Here is a 21,579-nt window from a genome sequence, read left to right on the forward strand (position 1 = left end):
CATTGGTCGCGACGATGCAAAAGTCCTATTGGTTTGCGACAGGATTTTTCGCTTTCCGGCAGGCGGAGGTCAAAGCCGCGCAAGGATCAGGCGGGCGTCGGATGCGCGGTGGATCCGGAGGGGCGCGGAACGGCGCGGGCGGATGCCTCCGGCGGGAGTATTTGGGGAACGATGAAAGCAGGCGGGGGCGCGGTGTTCAGCCGGTCAGGTTCAGCAGGTCAGGCCGCCGAGGCGGGCCAGGATCGCCGCCTCGTCGACCGCCCCGATGGTGCCTGCCGTGCGACCGCGCGCGCCCGAAAGGCGCGTGGCGATATAGGCTTCGGCGATGGCGGGCGGGGCATTCTGCATCAGCACCGAGGCGGTGAGCAGGGAGCCGAGGCTTTCGGCATACCAACGCGCCTCGCGCGGGTCGGGCAATTTGGGAAAACGGTCCATATGTGCACGCAGGGCTGCATCGTAGCGGCGGTATTGCCCGCTGACTGCGCCAAGCTCGGCGCTCAGGACCTCACCGGCGAGCGGCGCGCGACGCAGGGTGCGCAGGATATCGAGGCAGATGACATTGCCCGATCCTTCCCAGATCCCGTTGAGCGGGGCTTCGCGATAGAAAAGCGGCAGGCCGCTGTCTTCGACATAGCCCGCGCCGCCGATCGCCTCCATCGCCTCGTAGACGAGGCCGGGGCAGAGCTTGTTGCCGAGATATTTTGCCAGCGCCACCGCAAGACGGGCAAAGGCGCGCTCGGGCTCGGACGGGCTGTCGAAGGCGCGGGCGACGCGCAGGCCAAGGGCGAGTGTTCCCTCCCAATCAAGCGCCAGATCGGCCAGCACCGCGCGCATCAGCGGCTGATCGATCAGTCGCGCGTCAAAAGCGCTGCGATGGCGCGCCCAATGGGCCGCGCGATCAAGCGCCGCGCGCATCAGCCCGGCGGGCGCCATGGCTGTATCGAGCCTTGCGTGATGGACCATTTCGATGATGGTGCGGATGCCCTCGCCCTCGGGACCAAGGCGATAGGCCAGCGCGCCGTCATACTCGATCTCGGCAGAGGCATTGGCCCTGTTGCCCAGCTTGTCCTTGAGCCGCTGCAGACGGATCGCGTTGCGCCCATGGTCGAGCCAGCGCGGCACCACGAAACAGGTCAGCCCGCCCGGCGCCTGCGCCAGCGTCAGAAACCCGTCCGACATCGGCGCCGAGCAGAACCATTTATGCCCTGTCAGCCGGTGGGCATCGCCATCGGGCACGGCCCGGGTGACCGTGGCGCGCAGATCCGATCCGCCCTGTTTCTCGGTCATTGCCATCCCCATGGTCAGACCCGGTTTGCGCGCCATCGGCCGCACCGCACCGTCATAGGCCCGCGCAATCAGCTTGGGCACCCAGGCCGCGAAGAGATCGGCATCAGCCTTGAGCGCGGGCACGGCGGCATAGGTCATGGTCATCGGGCAGCACACACCGGGTTCGATCTGCGTCGTGAGATAGACCATCGCGGCATGGGTGGCATGACCGCCCGCCCCTCCTTCCCAGGGGATGGCGGCGTAGCCTGCGCTCAGCCCGGTCTCGAGCAACCGGTGATAATCGGGGTGATACCGCACCTCGTCCAGACGCCGGCCACCGGCATCGAAGGCCAGAAGTTCGGGGGGATGCCGGTTGGCCTGAATGCCGGCTTCCTGCATCTCGGCGGTGCCGATGGTGGCAGCATAGCTTTCGAGCGCGCCAAGCTGCGCGCCTGCGGCAGCGGCATGGGCCTGCAGCGCCGGGTCATCCCCCCAGAGCGCCAGATCCCCCCGCGGTTCGGGCTGGTTGGTGACCTCATGGCCGGGCAGATGAGCGGTGGGCGGCAGGTTGGGCATGGCGGCTCTCCTTAAAGATGAGTGTATGACGCAGCAGGCACAACGTGGAAAGGGGATTCACAAAGCGAATCACTTGTGGCATGGTAGCTGCAGACCGCCCGTCAGAGGCGGCACAAGAGGCAGAGCAACGGCATCCATGTCACAGCGCATACGACCCCAGATGGGGCTTTTCATTTACTCATTGATCGCCTTCGGCTTGGGCGCCTATTTCACCTTTGCCGCGGTGCAGGGGGATTACGGTCTTTTCCGCCGCGCCGAGATCGATGCCGAAACCGACGCGCTGCGCGCACAGCTGAAGGATCTGTCGGTGCAGGTGGCGCGGATGGAAAACCTGACCCTGCGGCTGTCGGACGATTTTCTGGATACCGACCTGCTGGATCAACAGGCCCGCGATGTGCTGGGCCTGCTGCGCCCCGACGAGATCGTCATTCGCTGAAGGCCGGGGGCCGCGCATCGCCGCCCAACCGCCCTGCAAAATTTGCCCTATCACTGCGGCCCCGCTTGGGATATAAATAGTTTAACGCTAAACTATTACCATCCGCAAAGGGGAGATGCGGCATGTCTGCCAGAAAAACCCAAGCAAAACCAAATGTTTCCGCCGATGAGCTGAAACAATATTACCGCGACATGCTTCTGATCCGGCGATTCGAGGAAAAGGCGGGCCAGCTTTATGGCATGGGCCTGATCGGCGGGTTCTGCCATCTCTATATCGGTCAGGAAGCCGTTGTCGTCGGGCTCGAGGCCACCGCCGAAGAGGGCGACAAGCGCATCACCACCTATCGCGACCACGGCCACATGCTGGCCTGCGGGATGGATCCCAAGGGTGTGATGGCCGAACTTACCGGCCGCGAGGGCGGGTATTCGCGCGGCAAGGGCGGCTCGATGCATATGTTCTCGAAGGAAAAGCATTTCTATGGCGGGCATGGCATCGTCGGTGCCAATGTGCCGCTTGGCGCGGGGCTGGCCTTTGCCGACAAGTATCTCGGCAATGATCGGGTGACCTATACCTATTTCGGCGACGGCGCGGCCAACCAGGGCCAGGTCTACGAGACCTTCAACATGGCGGCCCTGTGGCAATTGCCGGTGATCTTCGTGATCGAGAACAACCAATACGCCATGGGCACGTCGCAGAAACGCTCGACCTCAAGCCCCGATATCTACACGCGCGGCGCCGCCTTCGGCATTCCCGGCGAGGCGGTGGACGGGATGGATGTTCTGGCCGTGCGCGATGCGGGCCAAAAGGCCGTGGCGCACTGCCGCTCCGGCAAGGGGCCCTATATCCTCGAGATCAAGACATACCGCTATCGCGGCCATTCGATGTCGGATCCGGCCAAGTATCGCACCCGCGAGGAAGTCCAGAAAATGCGCGAGGAAAAGGACGCCATCGAACATGTGCGCGACCTGCTTTTGTCGGGCAAGCACGCGACCGAAGACGATCTCAAGGCGATCGACAAGGAGATCAAGGCCATCGTGAACGAGGCGGCCGAATTCTCGAAGGACAGCCCCGAACCCGATCCCGCAGAACTCTGGACCGACATCTATGCCGATGTCGCCCCGCAGAACGCCTGAGGAGGAGTGACGACCATGGCGACAGAAATTCTCATGCCCGCCCTCTCCCCCACGATGGAAGAAGGCACGCTGGCCAAATGGCTGGTCAAGGAAGGCGACGAGGTGTCGAGCGGCGACATCATCGCAGAGATCGAGACCGACAAGGCCACGATGGAATTCGAAGCGGTGGACGAAGGCACCATCGGCAAGATCCTCATTGCCGAAGGCACCGAGGGCGTGAAGGTCAACACCCCGATCGCCGTGCTTCTGGAAGACGGTGAAAGTGCCGATGACATCGAGAGTGCCGCCGCCTCCCCTGCCCCGCAGGCCACAAGCGACACCGACGCCCCCAGCCAGGCCGCACCGGCCAAGGCCAAGGCCCCCGACGCCCCGCAGCTGGATCGCTCGCCCGATTGGCCCGAAGGCACCGAGACCCGCAAACAGACCGTGCGCGAGGCGATCAACACGGCGCTGGCCGAAGAGATGCGCGCCGATCCCACCGTGTTCATCATGGGCGAGGAAGTCGCGGAATACGAAGGCGCCTACAAGATTACCCAAGGGCTGCTGGATGAATTCGGCTCCAAACGCGTGATCGACACGCCGATCACCGAACATGGCTTTGCCGGGATCGGGGTCGGCGCGGCCTTTGGCGGCCTGCGCCCGGTCGTGGAGTTCATGACCTGGAATTTCGGCATGCAGGCCATCGACCAGATCATCAACTCCGCCGCCAAGACGCTTTATATGTCGGGCGGTCAGATGGGGTGCCCGATGGTGTTCCGTGGCCCCAACGGGGCGGCGGCGCGCGTGGGCGCACAGCACAGTCAGGATTACGCGGCATGGTATGCCCATATTCCGGGCCTCAAGGTGGTGCAGCCCTATTCGGCCTCCGACGCCAAGGGCCTGCTGAAATCCGCGATCCGCGATCCCAACCCGGTCGTGTTCCTTGAAAACGAGATCCTCTACGGCAAGAGCTTCGAGGTTCCGGTGATGGACGATTTCACGATCCCCTTCGGCAAGGCGCGCATCTGGCGCGAAGGCACCGATGTCACCATCGTCAGCTTCGGGATCGGCATGACCTATGCCATCGAAGCCGCCGAGAAACTGGCCGAGGATGGCATCAGCGCCGAGGTGATCGACCTGCGCACGCTGCGCCCGCTGGATTACGACACCGTCATCGCCTCGGTCATGAAGACCAACCGCTGCGTGACCGTCGAAGAAGGCTGGCCCGTGGCATCGATCGGCAACCACATCTCGGCCACGCTGATGGAACGGGCGTTCGACTATCTGGATGCGCCGGTCATCAACTGCACCGGCAAGGACGTGCCGATGCCCTATGCCGCCAATCTCGAAAAACTGGCGCTGACCTCCACCGCCGAGGTGATCGAGGCCGTGCGCACGGTCACCTACCGTTAAGGAGACAAGAGCGATGCCAACCGAAATACTCATGCCCGCCCTGTCCCCCACGATGGAAGAGGGCACGCTGGCGAAATGGCTGGTCAAGGAAGGCGACGAGGTCAGCTCCGGCGACCTGCTGGCCGAAATTGAAACCGACAAGGCCACCATGGAATTCGAAGCCGTGGATGATGGCACCATCGGCAAGATCCTGATCGCCGAAGGCACCGAAGGCGTCAAGGTCAATACCCCCATCGCCGTGCTGCTGGACGAGGGCGAAAGCGCCGATGACATCGACAGCACCTCGGGCGATACGGGTGGTGACGTCAAGGCCGCCGCTTCCGAAGCACCCGCCAAAACCGGCGGCGAAGGCTCGGGCAAAGACGCGCCCACTGCGAAAGCCTCCGACACCAAGGCACCAGCCGCGCCGCAAGACGACAGTGGCAACCGGATCTTCGCCTCGCCCCTCGCCCGCCGGATCGCTGCCGACAAGGGTGTGGATCTTGCGCAGATCAAGGGCTCCGGCCCGCATGGTCGCATCGTCAAGGCAGATGTCCAAGGCGCCAAGGCCGGCACAGCCGCTGCGGCTGATGCGCCTGCCGCCGCCCCAGCCGCAAAGCAGGCCGCTCCGGTGGCACCCACAGGCCCCTCGGCCGATGCGGTCGCCGCCATGTACAAGGATCGCGCCTATACCGAGGTCAAGCTCGACGGGATGCGCAAGACGATCGCCGCCCGCCTGACCGAGGCCAAGCAGACCGTCCCGCATTTCTACCTGCGTCGCGACATCCGTCTGGATGCGCTGCTGAAGTTCCGGGGCGAGTTGAACGCACAGCTCGAAGAGCGCGGCGTCAAACTCAGCGTCAATGATTTCATCATCAAGGCCTGTGCCCTGGCGCTGCAGGCCGTGCCGGATGCCAACGCCGTCTGGGCCGGAGAGCGCGTTCTGAAACTCGCACCCTCGGATGTGGCCGTCGCCGTCGCCATCGAAGGCGGGCTGTTCACGCCGGTTCTCAAGGACGCCGAGGCGAAATCCCTGTCGGCTCTCTCCGCCGAGATGAAGGATCTGGCCAAGCGCGCCCGTGACCGCAAGCTCTCGCCCGAGGAATATCAGGGCGGCACCTTCGCGATCTCCAATCTGGGGATGTTCGGCATCGAGAATTTCGACGCCGTCATCAACCCGCCGCATGGTGCGATCCTTGCGGTCGGCGCGGGCATCAAGAAACCCGTCGTCGGCAAGGATGGCGAGCTTTCGGTGGCCACGGTCATGTCGGTGACACTCAGCGTGGATCACCGGGTGATCGACGGGGCACTGGGCGCCGAGCTCCTCCAGCATATCGTGGACAATCTCGAAAACCCGCTGGTCATGCTGGCATAAGCAGAACCCAACCCATCAAAAACCCCGGATAAGCAATAGCTTGTCCGGGGTTTTTCATGTTTTGCGTTAAGTTTGCGTTCGGGGATCGCCCGTCACTCGGACCCTTTGGTGCCCAGCAACTGATCCATGCTGACCGACGGCTGATCGCAGCCCGCCTCGCCCACGATCTTGGCCGGCACGCCCGCCACGGTCTTGCAAGGCGGCACCTCCTGTAGCACGACGGAACCCGCCGCGATCCGTGAGCAATTGCCGACCCGGATATTGCCCAGAACCTTGGCGCCCGCCCCGATCAAAACGCCGTCCCCGATCTTGGGATGGCGGTCTTCCTCTTCCTTGCCGGTCCCGCCAAGCGTCACCGAATGCAGCATCGACACATTGTCGCCCACCGTCGCCGTCTCGCCGATCACGATGGAATGCGCGTGGTCGATCATGATCCCCTTGCCCAGACGGGCCGCCGGGTGCACATCCACCCCGAACACCTCCGAGGCCCGCATCTGGAAGAACCGCGCCATGTCCCGGCGCCCTTCCACCCACAGCCAATGCGACACGCGATAGGCTTGAATGGCCTGAAACCCCTTGAAAAACAGCATCGGCTGGATGAACCGATCACAGGCCGGGTCACGATCATGCACCGCCACGATATCGGCGCGTGCGGCCACCGACAGCGATCTGTCACCCGCATAGGCGGCGTCGCAAATCTCGCGCAAAATCTGCTCGGGCATCTCGCTCGAGGCAAGCTTGAGCGAAATCCGGTAGGCCAGCGCCGATTCAAGCGTCTTGTGATGCAGGATCGACGAATGAATCACCCCGCCCAGCAACGGCTCGTGATCGATCGCTTCCTGTGCTTCGGCCCGGATGCGGCCCCAGACAGGGTCCAGCTCGGCCAGTTTCGCGCGGGTTTTCACCATAGTCAGGCTCCTGTTTTCGGCTCGAGTATACCAGATAGGCGCGTTTGGCAAAACGCAAAGCTGTCATGACCGCAATCACAAAACGAAATGACACCGGTATCCGCGATCCGGCGAACCCGCCATCATTCCCCGGCCACAACAAGCCGCGCCACCGCGCCTTCCCCGAACAACCCCGAGACCTGCGCCACCTGCAACTCGAACGCGCCCGTGATCCCATCCTGCGCCTGCGCGGTTGCGTCATAGGTCCATTCCGGTACCGCCACCGTCTCTTGGCGCCGCACGGCATCCCCCTGCAGAACCTTCACGACATAGCGTTCCACCTCTTCGCCAAGGGGCACCTCGGGGCCGTCCCACCTGTCCCCGCCGATCCGCGTGCGCCGGATCCAGGTCAGCCGCCGATCCTGCCCGGCCTGCCCCTCAAGCCGCAGATGCACCGGCGACAAGGGCCGCAGCCCCAGGCCGTCAAAGGCAATCCGCGCCCCGCGATACGCGGGATCGTCGATCGCGCGCTCGGCTGGTCCGATCCGGTAGAAGCGCGCAAGACCGCGCTTGGCCTCGGGAAGGGTGATCTGCCGCGCGCTGCCATCCAGCCGCACCACAAAGGCGCCCACGGGCCAGGGGGCGGCCATCGCCCCTTCGGTGCCCAATTGCCCGCGCAGCCGGTGGCGCAGAACATAGGTGTCCTCGCCGATCAACTCCGCATCGCGGAACTGGAACAGCTCCCAGCCATCCGGCTTCCCGGCTCCGATGGCGCATAGATTGGCCCCCCCGAGAAATGCGGGATCATCCACGCTTTGCAGCCCGCCGCTCAGCATCCTGACGACCAGCCCCTCGCCCCGGTCGATCCGGCCCATGGGCGCGGGTGCCAGCGGTGACGCGGTCATGCCCACGGGCGTGCGGGCCTCCAGAAGCGTGTTCAGCGCATAATCCGCATCCGCATCCGCCGCATAAAGCGCGGCAGCACCGGGCCATGGCTCCGCCGTCACCGCAAGATGCGGCGCATGCGGCACCTCGTCCCCGCTCATCAGCGGCAGATCGAGGAAAAACGGCGTGACCGACGCCGCCGCCACAAAGCTGCGCGCGCGCGGGCCGTCGGTCTCGAAATCGGGCACAGGGCTGGTTTCAGGCACGATCCGCACCGCGTCGATCCGTTGCGCCAGCCCGATCTGCTCGACCCGGTCGATCCGGAAATACCCGTCGCCTCCCATCTCGGGCAGGACGATCACATCCCCCGCGCCGGCCTCAAGCCGCGACGGTGGCAGCGCAAGGCGCAGCGTATCGGTGGCCATGCGCGCATCCGACAGCCAGCGTTCCACCGTCTGACGCCCCTCCCCGCGCGTCATCGACAGCGCCATCTCCGAGCTCGACACCCCGCGGCTTGCCTCGTCCGGCAAGATCGCCTCCTCGGCGATCACGTCGTAATCCGCATCGGCCTCGACAAAGCGCAGCCGCACCCGCCCGGCCAATTCGACCTCGCTGGCGCGGGTCTGCTCCAGCACCCCGTCCATCTCGGGATCGCGCACCAGCCGCTCCGGCTCCAGCCGATGATCGGCCCGTCCCTCACGCAGCCGGAACAAAAGCCGTCCATCGCGCTCGATCGCATCGAACCCATAGCGCAGCATCAGCGGTTGCAGGGTGCCGCGCCCCTCGCCCACCTCGTCCACCAGATAGCCGCGCACATGCCCGTGCAGCCCGTCGGTGTCGCCATGCCTCAGACCGGCGCGCGCCGTCACCTCATCCACCACCGAGGCCAGCCGCCGCGCCGACATCCGCCCGTTCAGCCAATGACCCCGCGTGTAATTGGCGCCATCGCTCCACAGCGCGCCATTGTTGGGAAAGAACGGAAACGGCCGCGCATCCCACGCCCAGGCACAGGCGTGATCCCAATCCACCATCGCCCCCTCATAGACAGGCGATACGGGATTGTTGGCCGGATCGGTCCAGTATCCGGCCATCGCCCTAAGATATTGCATCTGGATCAGATCGTCGCGTCGTCCGTCGGAATGATAAGGCAACCGCGACTCCGAGGATTTCTGATCGAGAAACGTGTTGGGCTGGTTGGTCGCGCGGTCCAGCGCCGCACAGCCATATTCCGTGAAGCGGATCGGCTTGGAGCGCGGCACCCATCCCGTGGGAAGCCCCGATCGCACGCCGCCGACCCGCTCGTGATGGGTGTTCTCCCACCAGTTGCGGATATCCTTGTAGCGCCAGACCCACGGCTCGCCATGGTCCTCATCGGTGATCGGGGTGCGGATCTGCGCCGCGCGCGCCGCATCCGAGGCATAATACCAATCATACCCCTCGCCGCCTGCGACATTGGCCATGAGATAGTCCAGATCATAGATCGTGTCCCACGCGCCCGCGTCCAGATGGTCATGCCCCTCGCGCCAGTCGCTCAGCGGCATGTAATTGTCGATGCCGATGAAATCGATGTTGGGATCGGACCAGAGCGGATCGAGGTGAAAGAACCGGTCGCCATTGCCCGGCTGATAGCCGAAATATTCCGACCAGTCGGCGGCATAGCTGATCTTGACATGCGGGCCGAGCAAGATGCGCACCTCTGCCGCCAGCGCGATCAACTGCGCCACCGCCGGAAAGCAGTTCGCGGCCCCTTGGATCTGCGTCAGCCCGCGCATTTCCGACCCGATGCAGAAGCTCTCAACGCCCCCCGCCGCCCGGCACAGCGCCGCCTGATGCAGGATGAACCGCCGATATCCCCATTCATCCGGCCCGCTGTAATGCACCGGGCTCGAAGGCGGCTCTTCCACCGGCCCGTATATCAGCGTTTCCGGCCCAAAATCGAGGCTCTCGGTGCTCAGGCGCGGCACCCGCGGTGCCTCCTGCACCTCAGGCGCGCGCAGGAAATCCGCCGCACTTGCCGTGCCGAAAAACGCCGCGACCTCGGTCTCGGTCTCGGCTGCGGCGGTCCCATCCGGGCTTCCGGGCCGCCCCGGCGCCTCCGAACTGGTGATCCTTCCCCGCCACGGCAGAACCGGCTGATCGGGCGCATCGCTATAGGGATCGGGTCGGCCATTGCCCGGCATCTGATCCATCAGGATGAACGGGTAATACATCACGTCCAGGCCCCGCGCTTTCATCCCCTGGATCGCCTGAATCACCGCCGCATCCGCAGGCGTGCCGCCGTAAACAGGCCGCCCCGCGCCATCCAGCGCCACCCGCTGCGCCGTGGCGCGCGTCGCCCCACCCGCCATCCACCGCATCCCTCGTGCATCGAACTGCACCTGCTCCACCTTGGGCCGGATCCTGCAGACCCCGCAGCGCAGATCGTCCCCGAACCAGCTCACGATCAGTAACGCCGTCCGGCAGGCGGGCAACTCGCCCTGCAAGTCATCCAGCGAGGTGGCGAAATCTGCCTTTCCCGAGGGCGAGTTGACATTGATGAGCCGCCCCGATCCCGGTCCGTAGTTCATCTCCACCGGCTGCATCGCCAGCGTATACTCCCCGCTGCCCGGCAGGATCGCCACACCGCGCATCGCATACGGCGGATCAAGCTCGTGACCGGGGCTGCCCGGCTGCGCGGGACGGCATACCTCGAAGCTGAATTGCGGCACCCGGTTGCCGAACCGCTCCAGCGCCAGCCCCTCGATCACCACATAGGCCGTGCCGCGATAGGCCGGCACCCGCCCTGCGCCCTCGACCGCCTCGATCTTGGGATCGGGCCGCTGGTCCTTCGTGCCCCGGTAGACCCGCATGTTCAGGCTATCGCGCCCGATCTCCTGCCCATCCGCCCAGACCCGGCCCACATGGCTGATCTCGCCCTCGCACAGCGCAATCGCAAGGCTCACCGAATAGCTGTGCACGCGCTGGAACGACTGCGGCGCGCTGCGCCTTGCCCCCTTGCCGCCGCCACCGCCACCGCCTCCGGCAAGCTGATAGGACACCGTCTCAAGAAATTCCGTGGCCCAGATCACCTGACCCGACACCCGCATCCGGCCATAGACCTGCGCGATGGCATCGCCCTCGCCCGCCCCCGTCAGCCGCAGCCGCTTGACCCGGCCGGTCTCGACCGTCTCGGATCCCTGCCCCATCAGCCGCTGGTCGATCGAGCGCCCGATGACCGCGCCTGCGAACCGGCCCACCGCCGCCATCGACAGCCCCAGAACCGAGCCGCCGACCGAGCCGCCGATCGCAGCACCCGCCGCGGAAAGAAGTATCGTCGCCATGTCCTAGACCTCCAGAGGAAAGGCGAAACGGGCCACGATCCGCCGCTCCCACGGCGGCGTCAGCGGGCTTTCCAGCACCGCGTGACCCGAATACGCATGTATGAAACTCGCCTGCGCACCAGCCTCGCCGGCAATGCCCAGATGCTTGGCCACCGCATCGTCGCGCATCCGAAACAACAGCACATCGCCCGCCGCCGCATCCGTCAGCGGCTTTTGTCGCAAATGCCTCAGCGCCGCGCGCCACAGCGCCTCGTCGCGCGCAGGCTCGGACCAGTCCATGCTATAGGCTGGCGGGCACTCGGGCTCCGGCCCCAGCACCTCGCGCCACACACCCCGGATCAGCCCAAGGCAATCGGCCCCCGCGCCCCGGCAGCTTGCCTGATGCCGGTAGGGCGTGCCGATCCAGCCGCGTGCGGCGCCCACGACATCCTCGCGCGCGCCGCTCATGCGCGCCTGCTCCCGCCGTTCAGGCTCCCCGCCCGCATCGGATCGCTGATCGACCAGTCATCTCCCGGAATATCCGGGAAGCCCTGAAAATTGATCAGGTTCGCGAACTTCACCCGGCAGGTGTCCGACCGCTTGTCACAGCCCGCCGTCAGTCGCAGCGCGTCTCCCGTCGCCACCGCCGCGCGCAGCGGATGCCACAGCTCGATCACCCTCAGACCGCCCTCCAGCCGGTCTTCCTTGATAAGCCCGCTCAGCCCCTGGGCCTGCCCGCCCGTCATCTTCACCACGCCATGACGGAACCAGCCCGGCGCCTGCCCCTCAAGCCCCTCGCAACGCAGCACCCGGCGGTCGTCGCCCTCAGCCAGCACCGTCTCCACGGTCCAGCCCGCCGTAAGATCAAGCCCACAGGCCGCATCCCCCAGCACCGCGCTGCACGGCGTCTGATAGACACGCCCCATCGGCACATTCAGCAGATCGGTCAATCCGCGCAGCTCGGCCTGAAACGCGCCGCCCGCGCGGCGCAGCTCTCCGATCGTGCCGCGAAACTGCAGATGGCGCTGCGCGACATCGGCCCAGTTGACCAGCCAGGCGCGCACCTCGGCCCCGTCATAGCGGCCCGCCTCGATATCCTCTTCGCGGATCGCCGCATCGCTCAGCGCGCCAAGCGCCTCGGTATTGTCCACCGACAGCCCCGTGCTTTGCTGCAGCGCCAGCGCGCTCATCCCGGTATCGGCGCGAAAGGTGACCCCCTCGAAACTCAGCGGCGCGTCATGATCGGTAAAGCCCATCACCACACCGTCGCGCCGGCTCAGCGCCCAGGCCCGGCAGGTGGTGGTCACCCCGGTCTCAAGATGCGCCTTCAGCCCTGCATCCAGCCCGCTCACAGCCGCAACTCCACCACCGGCACGCTTGGCACCTCACCGGCCTGAAAACTGGCCAGGCTGATCTGGATACTGTCCGTATCGAAACGCACCGGCACGTCGAACTCGTAGCCCGCGGTGATCTCCACCCCGGCATTGGGCGGATGCTCGAAGGTGACCAGCCCCGTGGTGCTGTCCACCTCGAAATGGATGCCCTCCTGCTGCACATCGCCATCCAGCCCGATCCGGACACTGCCCTTGACGGGCTTGGTGATGGGCCGAAGGTAGCTCTGCTCGCCCGAGCGATAGGTCTTGCTCAACGCGATCTGCGCCGTCACATCGTCACCATAGCCGATCACCTGATCCCCGAAATCAGGCTCCGCCTTCGCGGCGCCGGACTTGTAATCGCTCCAATCCTTCCAGCGAAACCCGTGGATGCGCCCCTGCCGCGCCTCGAAAAAGGCGATCAGCCGCTCCAGATCCTCCAGCCCGCGCATCGCCACGCCCGCATCATAGCGGCGGCGCGAATGGCGCCAGGGCGTGTTGCGCTCCTCGAACCCATTGGCCAGCGTGACCACATCCGTCAGCCGCTCTGGCCCACCGACCGACCCGAAGCTCAGGCTGGCGGGAAAGCGTATCTCGTGAAATCCCATGATCCTCGTCCCCCATGATTACCGATTGCGCCCGCCGCGGCCGATCACCCGGCCCAGTTCGGCGGCGATCTGCCCCTGCGAGCGGCGAAAGCCCTCCGCATCGGGCGTCGAGATGTTCATCACCACATGCACCGCGCGCCCGCCTCCGACGCCGCTTCCGCCGCGCGCCTGCACCCCCAGCTTGCCGTCAGGCCCGCGCGCCAGCGGCATGATCGCCTCGGGGCCGGCCTCGCCCATCAGCCCGGTACCGCCGCGCATCGGAAAGGCCACCGGCCCGCTCACGATGCCGCCGCTGGCAAAGGGCTGCACCCGGCCTTGCGCGAAACTGCCGCCCTTGGCGAAGGGCAAGAGCCCTCCCAAAAGCCCGCTGACGCCCTCCGCCAGCAGCCCGCCGACGTGATCGCTCACCGGCTTCACCGCCGCGTTGAACGCCGTGGTGATCATCGTGTTCGCCATCTTGTCGAGCGATTGCGCCAGGCTGTCGCCCTCCACCACGGCGCCCTTTATGGCCTGGCTCAGCCCCCGGCTAATGCCACGCTCCAGGGTCGCGGCATCCTGCCCGGCGCCTGCAAATCCCGCCCTCACCCGGGCAAGCTCGGCGTTGAACGCCGCCGCCATCCCGGTCGCCTGCCCAAGGCTGTCATCCAGCGCCTCGAGCTGGGCATCAAGATCATCCATGCTGTCCATGTCCCGTCTCCTTTCGCTCTCTATCCGCCCCGGCAGGGCCCACCCCGTCACGGCCCACCCCGTCGGGATAGGCCTCCAGCAACGCCTCAAGCCGCGCCCGCGCCAGCGGCACCACGACGCCCCCCCGGCCCAGCATCAGCTCCAGCTCGGCAGGCGTCAGCGCCCAGAAGTCCGCCGGGCGCAGGCCCAGCCCCCGCAGCCCCGCGCGCATCAGCGCAGGCCAGTTCACCCGCGCCCCGCTCATGGCCCGGCCTCGGGTGCCATGAAGGCCCGCGCCAGCAGGGCCGCCGCCGCCTTCGCCGCCCCCAAAGGCCCGCCCTCGATCTCGGCACTCAGCAGATCACCCGCATCGCCGCGCCAGCCCCCGCCGCGCAGCCCCGCCACGATCAGCCGCAGCACATCGCGGCTCGACAGCGCGCCCCCCTCGAAGCGCGCCACCAGATCGACAAGCGAGCCGCTCTCCAACTCCGGCTCCAGCTCCGCCAGCGCCCCCAGCGTCAGCTTCAGCACATGCCGCCGCCCGTCGATCACCAGCGCCACCTCGCCCGCCCAGGGGTTCGCCATCGCGCCTACGCCGCCGTGAAGGTCAGCTGCCCCGCCGAGGCCAGCGCCATCTCATAGGTCGCCTCGCCGTCATGCGTCCCGGCATATTCGATCGCCGTCACCTGAAACGGCCCCTCGACCGTGCCGAAATCCGGGATCACCACCTGGAAATCCGGCACCTCCCCGTCAAAGAAGATCTGCCGTGCGCGCGCGTCGCTGGCCGCATCGCGGAAAATCCCCGAGCCGCTGATCGCCGCAGATTTCACACCCGCACCGCCCAGCAACTCGCGCCAGCCGCCGCCCGACTCCAAGCTGGTGACATCCACGCTCTCGGCGTTGAAACTCACCCGCGTCGCGCGCAGCCCCGCCACCGTCTGAAAATTGCCATCCCCCGTCAGGTCGATCTTCACCAACAGGTCCTTGCCATTCTGTACCGCCATTTCACTCTCTCCATGAAATCAAGGGGTTAAACCGTGTCTTCCACCCGCGCCCGAAAACTCAGGTCGATCCGCCTCTGCGCGCCCGTCCCTTCCCTCTGTGCCCGTGCGCGGTAAAAATGCAGCCCCGCCAGACGCCCCCGGCTCAGGCTCAGACCCCCCTGCGCCAGCGCATCATCCACCGCCGCCGCCACCTGCTTTGCCGCGTGAAATCCCGCCGCCGAGGTGACCACCGACACCGTCAGCCGATGCCATGCACCGCCGCCGCTCGCATCGCTGCGCGCGCGCACCTCTTCGGGTCCAAGCGTCACATAGGTCTCGGGCAAGCTGCCCGCGGGCAGCGTGTCATAAATCGCCCCGCCCACCAGCGCCGCCAGCGCCGCATCGCCCACCAGCCGCTGATACACCGCCTCCTGCAAAGCCGCCGCCACCGCATAGCTCATAGCGCCACCTCTTCCTCGGCAAAGCAGACCAGGAACCGCGCACCCGCATCGCGCTCGGCCACCGCCTCGATGCGAAACACCCGTGTGCCCTCTCGAAACCTCTGGCCGGGCCGGGGCCGCATCGCGGCCCCCTCGGGCGCCGCCCGGACCGTGATCCGGTATCCCGTGGCCGAAACCGGCGCGCTCTCGCCGCTGCGCTCGCGACCCGTCCGCGCCACCAGCTCGGCCCAGAGCGTGCCAAGGCCCGTCCAAGCCTCGGTAAACCCGCCTGCGCCATCCGCCACGCGCTCGGGCGCCTCCAGCACCAGCTGCCGGTTCAGATGCACCCGCCCCATCATCCCGCACTTCCGTGAAACAGCCGCACGGTGCGATAGCGCTCGATCAGGCTCGACACCCCGAAAGGCATGCAGCCCCCGCCCAGCGCGGTCTCGTCGCGATATTCATAGTAATGCGCAGCCAACAGCAGCACCGCCTGCGCCAGATCCGCCGGCAACCCGCCCCAGTTGTCGGAAAACCCCGCCTCAAAGACGATCTCCGCCGTGCCGCCGCGCGGGATCGCCGGCAGCATCGCGCCTTGCGGGCGCAGGACCGGGCGATGCGCATCGACCTCAAGCCGGTAAAACGCAGGCCCGATCCCCTCTTGATCCCCATCCCGGCTGTGCAAGGTCAGCGACGTGACAGCCGTCACCGGCGCCACCGGCATCGGCTGGCCATTGGGCGCGCGCCACTCGGAGTGGGTCCAGTGAAACACCCGCCGGATCAACACCTTGCCGGTCCGCGCCTCGATCGCGGCGATGGCCGCGCGCAGGAAGCTTTCCAGCACAGGCTCCTGAAGACCCTCTTCGGCAAATCCGGTTCCCAGCCGCAGATGCGCCTTGAACTCGGCCAGCGGCAACGCATCCCGAGACACCCCGGTTTCTTCAATCAACATCATGGACCTTCTCCACAAATCCCGGCCCCCTCCCGTCGTTCAGGCGCGCGCCGCCCCTTTGCCCGCCCGGAGGGGGGATCAGCCGGACAACACCTTCGGGGACTCCGGCGCACGCCCCGGAGGCAGGCCGGCATTCGCCCGGCCCGCCCCCCATCCGCGCATCCCTTACGAGACGGCGAATTTCAGCAGCTTGATCGCGGCGAAATCGCTCACATCCCCGCCCACGCGCTTGGTGGCATAGAACAGGACATGCGGCTTGGCGCTGAACGGATCGCGCAGCACCCGCAGATCCGGGCGCTCGGCCACGGTGTAACCGGCGGCGAAATCGCCAAAGGCGATGGCCGTCTCGCCTGCCGCGACATCCGGCATGTCCTCGGCAATCAGAACCGGGTACCCCAGAAGCCGTGCAGGCTCTCCGGCGGCCAGCCCATCGGACCACAGGAACCGCCCGTCATTGTCCTTGAGCTTGCGCACCGTTCCTGCGGTTTTCGAATTCATCACGAACACCGCATTGGCGCGGTATTGCGCGCCCAGCGCATAGACCAGATCAATCAGCGCCTCGGCCCCCGCAAAGGCGCCCTCGGCCCCTGTGGGCACATAACCCAGATTGCCCCAGACCCAAACATCATTGTCCACATCGGGATGGGTCAGAAAGCCCTTGGGCTTATCGATCCCGTCACCGGCGACAAAGGCCGCCGCCTCGGCGCGGGCGAACTTGTCGGCGATGCGCCCCGCCAGCCAGGCCTCGATGTCGAAGGCGCTGTCATCCAGCAGCCGCTGGCTGGCTTTCGGCAAGGCGCTCAACTCGTGCAGCGGAATGGTGATCCGGTCGATGGCGGGCGTGCCGGTCTCTGCGGTGGCGCCGCTCTCGGTGGCCCAGCCATGGCCCACATCGGTGTGGTCGATCAGCACATCAAAGGACGTGGCCTCCACCTGCACCACATTGGCGATCGCCCGGATCGACGCGGTCGAGGCCAGCGTCGAGCGGATCGTCTCTGCCGTCTGCGGATCCACCAGATAGCCGCCATCGCCCGCCACCGCACTCGACATCGCCTTGCTGTCCAGCTCCAGACCGCGCAGCCCGTCATCATCGCCAGTGCGCAGATAGGCGTCGAACGCCTTCACATGCGGCGCGGCGCTCTCGGCGCTGGCGGACAGAATGGGGCGCGCCTGCGCCAGTGATTTTCGTTCCATCTTCGTCATCTTGTCGTCCTGCTGTTTGAAACGTTCCAGAATATCGGCCCGAAAGCCCATGAACTCGGTCATGAATCCCGCCACGGCGGATTTCACCTCGGCCACCGGAGACACATCTCCCCCGGTCCGAGCCTTCGCCTCGGTCTTGCTCATCGCTTGATCCCGTCTGTTTGAGGTGATCCTCGGCGCGTCAGTCGTCCCGGCGCGCCAGCTCCTGGCGGGCGACCTCGAAGATCGCCGCCACGTCACGCAAGGCAGGGTCGTCTTGCGGGGTCTCCCCCTTGGCCCCCACCCTTGCACTGGGCAGCATCGGGAAGGTCACCAGCGACACCTCCCACAGCTCCAGTTCCGTCAAAAGCCTGTGGCCCTTGTCCGTCTTGACCGCGCGCAGCGTGCGGTAGCCGATGGACAGACCATCCAGCGCCCCCGCCTCGATCAGCGCCCCGGCCTCGCGCGCTCGGGTGACACCGTCCAGCAGACGGCCCTTCACCCACAAGCCGCGCGCATCCTCGCGCGCCTCCTCCCAGACACCGATCGGCTGGGCCGGGTCATGCTGCCAGAGCATCCGCACCCGCCGGCCCTCGCGCGCCATGCGCTGCAACGAGGCCGCGAAGGCGCCCGGCGCCACCACGTCACCGCCCCTGTCGGGATCCCCGAACAGGCTCGCATACCCCTCGATCCGCGTGCCCTCGGTCACGCTCAAGCCCTCGCCCACCCGGCAAAACTTGTGTTCCAGCCCACTGTCGCCCTGCATGTCACTCATCCTTCGCTCACCCATCATTGCCTCGCCCCTCATGGCAGCGCCGCCAGCAGCGGATGGAACGCCTGCGCAAGGATCGCGCCCACCACGCCGTAAACCGCCAGCCACAACCGCTTCTCCAGCCGCTCCAGCGCGCCCTCGATCTTCTCCAGCCGGTGCAGCAGCGCATCATGCTGCAGCTTGGCCACCCTCTCATGCGCCTCCAGCCTCAGCGCCGGCGCACAGTCGAACGCCTCGAACCCGTAGCGCTCCGGAAGATAGGGATCACCCATCGTCCGTTTCCCGCGCAGGCAGCCCCAGCATCCGGCGCTTTTCCGCCTCGGTCAGAAACGCCGCCCCCGCGATCCGCGCCCATTGCGCATCGCGTTCCGCACCCAGCGCCGGCACCTGGTCCAGATCGGGACGCAGCTCGAGCCGCTCGCCGGTGAACCCCGCCAGCCAATGGCCGACCCCCGCCGCCACCCGCGACACCATCGGCAGCACGCTCAGCCTGTAGAACGCGCGATGCGCCTCCTGGTAATTGGCATAGGTCGCATCCCCCGGTATCCCCAAGAGCATCGGCGGCACCCCGAAGGCCAAAGCGATCTCGCGCGCCGCGGCCTCCTTGGTCTGCTGGAACTCCATGTCCGACGGGCTGAACCCCATCGGCTTCCAGTCCAGCCCCCCCTCCAGCAGCATGGGCCGGCCCGCATTGCGCGCCCCCTGATGATGCGTCTCCATCTCCGACACCAGCCGGTCATACTGATCCGCACTCAGCGCGCCCTGCCCCTCGGCCCCGCGATAGACGATCGCCCCCGAGGGCCGTGCCGCATTGTCCAACAATGCCTTCGACCACCGGCTGGCCGCATTATGAACATCCACCGCCTGTGCCGCCGCCTGCAAGGCCGACAGCCCGTAATGGTCATCCTGCGGATGGAACGACTTCAGATGACAGATCGCCTCGGCCCCAAACCGGTGCTTGCGCCCGCCCACGGCATATTCATACCCCACAGGCCAGCCATCCGCGCCGGGAAGGACGCTCATCCGGTCCGAGCGCAGCACATGCAGCTCCCCCGGCACGCCACCGGCCTCGCCCCCCACCGCCTCGAGATAGGCATTGCCCGTCAGCAGCAATTGCCCGTAAAGCGCCTCCAGCAGCGCCGCGCGCCCCTGCGCCGGGTTGGGCCGCGCGATCAGGTCGATCAACGGATGCTCGGCAAAGCGCGCCTCTCCCGTCTCCACCACCAGTGGCAACGACGCCGCCGCCTCGGCCAGCATCTTGACACAGCGAAACCCAACCGGGTTCCCGGCAAAGCCCGTGCGTGTCAGCGTGGCACTGTCCCTCGGGCTCCAGACCACCCGGCCCAGACCCGTGCCCAGGCCCAGGCCCAGGCCCATGCCCTGCCAGGCCGCAACCCGCCCCGCCGCACTTGCCTTGCGCTCGGGCGCGCCGGCCTCCTGCGCCGCAGCACTCCCCTGTCGGAAGAAATCCAGTATCATCTCGGCTCATCTCCTTGGCTCGGCCCGCCGACCTGTCGCATCACATGCGGGCCATCAGACCGCGAAAGGTTTAACAAAAGTAAATCAGACCGCGCGCACCTGCGGCCGCCGCCAATGCGCCGCCGGCTCGATCATCAACTCGGTCAACGCCCAGACCAGCGCATCCACCCGGTCGGGGCTGCCCTTGCCCTCGAAGCCGCGCGCCGTCATCGCGCACATCTGGTCCTCCAGCGTGCCCAACCCCCGCAGATGATGCACCCGCCCCTGCTCATAGAGTGCGGCCACAGGCTCGGCCCTCGTCACCTTGCCGCGCCGGGCATGCACCGATTTGACCGGCACCAGCGGGTCCACCTGCCGGATCACCTGCGCCACCATGTCCCCACCCTGGTTGACCTCGGCCACCAGCCGGTCCGCCCCCCAGTGTTCCATCGCGGAAATCGCCGCATTGGCCCAGCTGAGCGGCCTTGCCGCCCCCACCGAGCAATCCGCCAGCACATAGGCCCGCCAATCCTGCACCGGGCCGCGTGTCACGGCCCCCGCCACCACGATCCCGCATTCATCCGATCCCGCCCGCCCGGTCACCGGCGGATCAATGGCCACCACGATCCGATCCAGTTCCGGCAGATTGTCGACCCGGCAGGCCTCGATCCCGCTGTTGGTCCACAGCGCGCCCTCGGCCTCAGACAGCAGCACGCCGTCCAATTCCTGACGCCCGAGCCGTGTCCCCGCATAGCGCGCGCGCACCTCCTCAAGGAAGGATTGCGCCAGAAACGCCCGGTTGGCCTCGGTCGGGGCGCTGGTGACCACGGTGCTCTTTTGCTCCAGCAAGTCCTTCAGCACCCCCACATTGCGCGGCGTCGTGGTGATGCAGACCTGCGGATGATCCCCCAGCCGCAGCCCGAATTGCAGCATGTCCCACGTATCGCGCGCCTTTTTCCACTTGGCCATCTCATCCACCCAGGCCCCGTCGAATTGCGGACCGCGCAGCGCCTCGGGCTCATGCGCCGAAAACGCCTGCGCCACGGCCCCATTGGGCCAGACCAGCCGCTTGCGCGTCGCCTGCCAATCGGGCCTGCGGTCGGGCGGCGAACAAGCCATGATCCCGCTTTCGCCGAAAATCATCACCTCGCGCACCTGGTCTATCGTCTCGCCTACCAGCGCCATGCGCCGGCACAGGCCCTCGCTCAGCGGTCGCGCGCCCTCGACCTGCGCGCGCACCCATTCCGCACCGGCCCGCGTCTTGCCCGCGCCCCGCCCGCCAAGGATCACCCAGTTGCGCCAATCCCCCTCGGGCGGCACCTGATGCTCCAGCGCCCAGAACTCGAACAGGAAGGGCAGCGCCATCAGCTCCCCCTCAGCGAGACTGTCGATAAACGCGTCCTGGGCATCTTGCCCTTCTGAGACGATCCAGCCGGCCGCAAACCGCAACCCGTGCTTCGGAAAGGTCGAGCGCGTAGTCGTTGACGATGCCCTTTTCGTGTTTTCTGCGTTTTTCAAGATGTACCTCCGCTTCAATCGCGATCTTCAGCCATTGCCGGATTTCCGCCGTGGCCCGGTTCGCGTTTTTCAAGTTCTCAAGATCGCCGTCTTGAATCCGGTCGTAGAGTTTCAGCAACCCCACCTGCATGTCCGCCAATTGCCGTTCCAAAGAGTCGATAGACGTCGTCAATCCCGTGGGACGGTCGTCCTGGGTGATCAAAACCATGTATGCTCATGCCTCATGTGCCGTGTTCTTGTCCGCCCCTCCGGGTCGTCAGGACGGGCACAGACCGCCCTTCCGGCTGCAATCAGGCTGGACGACAGGCGTTAAGACAGCCTGAAGGCACCGCGCGGTGCTCCGGGCGGTGTGTTTCCTGATATGCTTTTTGAGGGTGGTGTCGCCGTGCGCTTCGCCGC

Annotated in this window: 23 protein-coding genes; 4 read left to right on the forward strand and 19 right to left on the reverse strand. The window is 66.5% G+C overall.

What is annotated here, in order from left to right; all coding sequences use genetic code 11:
• Positions 1 to 210: 210 nt before the first annotated feature.
• The gene (locus RAZWK3B_RS06910; RefSeq protein WP_007813528.1) at positions 211 to 1,842 is read right to left on the reverse strand and encodes an acyl-CoA dehydrogenase family protein; all 1,632 of its coding nucleotides are present in this window, start codon (positions 1,840 to 1,842) and stop codon (positions 211 to 213) included.
• Positions 1,843 to 1,978: 136 nt separating this feature from the next.
• Between RAZWK3B_RS06910 and RAZWK3B_RS06915 the strand changes: the two genes are divergently transcribed.
• The 4 genes from RAZWK3B_RS06915 to RAZWK3B_RS06930 all read left to right on the forward strand — a co-directional run bounded on the left by RAZWK3B_RS06915 (position 1,979) and on the right by RAZWK3B_RS06930 (position 6,157).
• A complete protein-coding gene (locus tag RAZWK3B_RS06915) occupies positions 1,979 to 2,278 on the forward strand; it encodes an FtsB family cell division protein (protein WP_037295232.1) in 300 nt (99 codons plus the stop codon).
• Positions 2,279 to 2,400: 122 nt separating this feature from the next.
• Positions 2,401 to 3,411: a pyruvate dehydrogenase (acetyl-transferring) E1 component subunit alpha gene (gene pdhA / locus RAZWK3B_RS06920; RefSeq protein ID WP_007813532.1), complete on the forward strand. Its 1,011-nt coding sequence runs from the start codon at positions 2,401 to 2,403 to the stop codon at positions 3,409 to 3,411.
• Positions 3,412 to 3,426: 15 nt separating this feature from the next.
• The gene (locus RAZWK3B_RS06925; RefSeq protein ID WP_007813533.1) at positions 3,427 to 4,803 is read left to right on the forward strand and encodes a pyruvate dehydrogenase complex E1 component subunit beta; all 1,377 of its coding nucleotides are present in this window, start codon (positions 3,427 to 3,429) and stop codon (positions 4,801 to 4,803) included.
• A gap of 13 nt (positions 4,804 to 4,816) precedes the next feature.
• On the forward strand, positions 4,817 to 6,157 hold the full coding sequence (locus RAZWK3B_RS06930) for a pyruvate dehydrogenase complex dihydrolipoamide acetyltransferase (protein ID WP_007813535.1): 1,341 nt from the start codon (positions 4,817 to 4,819) through the stop codon (positions 6,155 to 6,157).
• Between the two features lie 92 nt (positions 6,158 to 6,249).
• Here RAZWK3B_RS06930 and cysE read toward each other — a convergent pair whose 3' ends face one another.
• From cysE to RAZWK3B_RS07020, 18 genes are all read right to left on the reverse strand, one after another.
• Positions 6,250 to 7,065 carry a serine O-acetyltransferase gene (cysE, locus tag RAZWK3B_RS06935; RefSeq protein WP_007813537.1) on the reverse strand — a complete coding sequence of 272 codons (816 nt, stop codon included), beginning with the start codon at positions 7,063 to 7,065 and terminating at the stop codon, positions 6,250 to 6,252.
• Between the two features lie 122 nt (positions 7,066 to 7,187).
• Positions 7,188 to 11,249, reverse strand: a complete 4,062-nt coding sequence (locus RAZWK3B_RS06940) for a baseplate multidomain protein megatron (RefSeq protein WP_007813539.1) — start codon at positions 11,247 to 11,249, stop codon at positions 7,188 to 7,190.
• A 3-nt stretch (positions 11,250 to 11,252) separates the two neighbouring features.
• On the reverse strand, positions 11,253 to 11,696 hold the full coding sequence (locus RAZWK3B_RS06945) for an NlpC/P60 family protein (protein ID WP_007813541.1): 444 nt from the start codon (positions 11,694 to 11,696) through the stop codon (positions 11,253 to 11,255).
• Entirely contained in the window at positions 11,693 to 12,580 is an 888-nt protein-coding gene (locus tag RAZWK3B_RS06950) for a phage/gene transfer agent baseplate hub protein (protein ID WP_007813544.1), read from the reverse strand. Before RAZWK3B_RS06950 ends, RAZWK3B_RS06945 begins: the two co-directional genes overlap by 4 nt.
• Positions 12,577 to 13,209: a DUF2460 domain-containing protein gene (locus RAZWK3B_RS06955; protein ID WP_007813545.1), complete on the reverse strand. Its 633-nt coding sequence runs from the start codon at positions 13,207 to 13,209 to the stop codon at positions 12,577 to 12,579. The genes RAZWK3B_RS06950 and RAZWK3B_RS06955 overlap by 4 nt, the downstream gene beginning before the upstream one ends.
• Positions 13,210 to 13,227: 18 nt before the next feature.
• Positions 13,228 to 13,896 (reverse strand): RcGTA-type gene transfer agent tail tape measure protein, encoded by a 669-nt coding sequence (locus RAZWK3B_RS06960; protein ID WP_007813547.1) that lies wholly within the window; start codon positions 13,894 to 13,896, stop codon positions 13,228 to 13,230.
• Positions 13,880 to 14,140: a rcc01693 family protein gene (locus RAZWK3B_RS06965; RefSeq protein WP_007813549.1), complete on the reverse strand. Its 261-nt coding sequence runs from the start codon at positions 14,138 to 14,140 to the stop codon at positions 13,880 to 13,882. The genes RAZWK3B_RS06960 and RAZWK3B_RS06965 overlap by 17 nt, the downstream gene beginning before the upstream one ends.
• A complete protein-coding gene (locus RAZWK3B_RS06970; RefSeq protein WP_007813550.1) occupies positions 14,137 to 14,460 on the reverse strand; it encodes a gene transfer agent family protein in 324 nt (107 codons plus the stop codon). The genes RAZWK3B_RS06965 and RAZWK3B_RS06970 overlap by 4 nt, the downstream gene beginning before the upstream one ends.
• A 5-nt stretch (positions 14,461 to 14,465) precedes the next feature.
• Positions 14,466 to 14,879: a phage major tail protein, TP901-1 family gene (locus tag RAZWK3B_RS06975; RefSeq protein WP_007813552.1), complete on the reverse strand. Its 414-nt coding sequence runs from the start codon at positions 14,877 to 14,879 to the stop codon at positions 14,466 to 14,468.
• Positions 14,880 to 14,905: 26 nt separating this feature from the next.
• Positions 14,906 to 15,319: a DUF3168 domain-containing protein gene (locus RAZWK3B_RS06980; RefSeq protein ID WP_007813555.1), complete on the reverse strand. Its 414-nt coding sequence runs from the start codon at positions 15,317 to 15,319 to the stop codon at positions 14,906 to 14,908.
• Positions 15,316 to 15,657, reverse strand: a complete 342-nt coding sequence (locus RAZWK3B_RS06985) for a head-tail adaptor protein (protein WP_007813557.1) — start codon at positions 15,655 to 15,657, stop codon at positions 15,316 to 15,318. The genes RAZWK3B_RS06980 and RAZWK3B_RS06985 overlap by 4 nt, the downstream gene beginning before the upstream one ends.
• The gene (locus tag RAZWK3B_RS06990) at positions 15,654 to 16,253 is read right to left on the reverse strand and encodes a head-tail connector protein (protein WP_007813558.1); all 600 of its coding nucleotides are present in this window, start codon (positions 16,251 to 16,253) and stop codon (positions 15,654 to 15,656) included. Before RAZWK3B_RS06990 ends, RAZWK3B_RS06985 begins: the two co-directional genes overlap by 4 nt.
• Before the next feature lie 162 nt (positions 16,254 to 16,415).
• Entirely contained in the window at positions 16,416 to 17,597 is a 1,182-nt protein-coding gene (locus RAZWK3B_RS06995; RefSeq protein ID WP_007813560.1) for a phage major capsid protein, read from the reverse strand.
• Positions 17,598 to 17,634: 37 nt separating this feature from the next.
• Positions 17,635 to 18,198 (reverse strand): HK97 family phage prohead protease, encoded by a 564-nt coding sequence (locus RAZWK3B_RS07000; RefSeq protein WP_007813562.1) that lies wholly within the window; start codon positions 18,196 to 18,198, stop codon positions 17,635 to 17,637.
• A gap of 38 nt (positions 18,199 to 18,236) precedes the next feature.
• A complete protein-coding gene (locus RAZWK3B_RS07005; protein WP_007813563.1) occupies positions 18,237 to 18,476 on the reverse strand; it encodes a GTA head formation protein, RCAP_rcc01685 family in 240 nt (79 codons plus the stop codon).
• Positions 18,469 to 19,683: a phage portal protein gene (locus RAZWK3B_RS07010; RefSeq protein WP_007813565.1), complete on the reverse strand. Its 1,215-nt coding sequence runs from the start codon at positions 19,681 to 19,683 to the stop codon at positions 18,469 to 18,471. The genes RAZWK3B_RS07005 and RAZWK3B_RS07010 overlap by 8 nt, the downstream gene beginning before the upstream one ends.
• An 84-nt stretch (positions 19,684 to 19,767) precedes the next feature.
• Positions 19,768 to 21,111, reverse strand: a complete 1,344-nt coding sequence (locus RAZWK3B_RS07015; RefSeq protein ID WP_083799048.1) for a terminase large subunit domain-containing protein — start codon at positions 21,109 to 21,111, stop codon at positions 19,768 to 19,770.
• Positions 21,038 to 21,388, reverse strand: a complete 351-nt coding sequence (locus RAZWK3B_RS07020) for a hypothetical protein (protein WP_007813568.1) — start codon at positions 21,386 to 21,388, stop codon at positions 21,038 to 21,040. The genes RAZWK3B_RS07015 and RAZWK3B_RS07020 overlap by 74 nt, the downstream gene beginning before the upstream one ends.
• Between the last annotated feature and the right edge of the window lie 191 nt (positions 21,389 to 21,579).

It is taken from the genome of Roseobacter sp. AzwK-3b, assembly GCF_000170875.1.
Classification (GTDB): domain Bacteria; phylum Pseudomonadota; class Alphaproteobacteria; order Rhodobacterales; family Rhodobacteraceae; genus Roseovarius; species Roseovarius litoreus.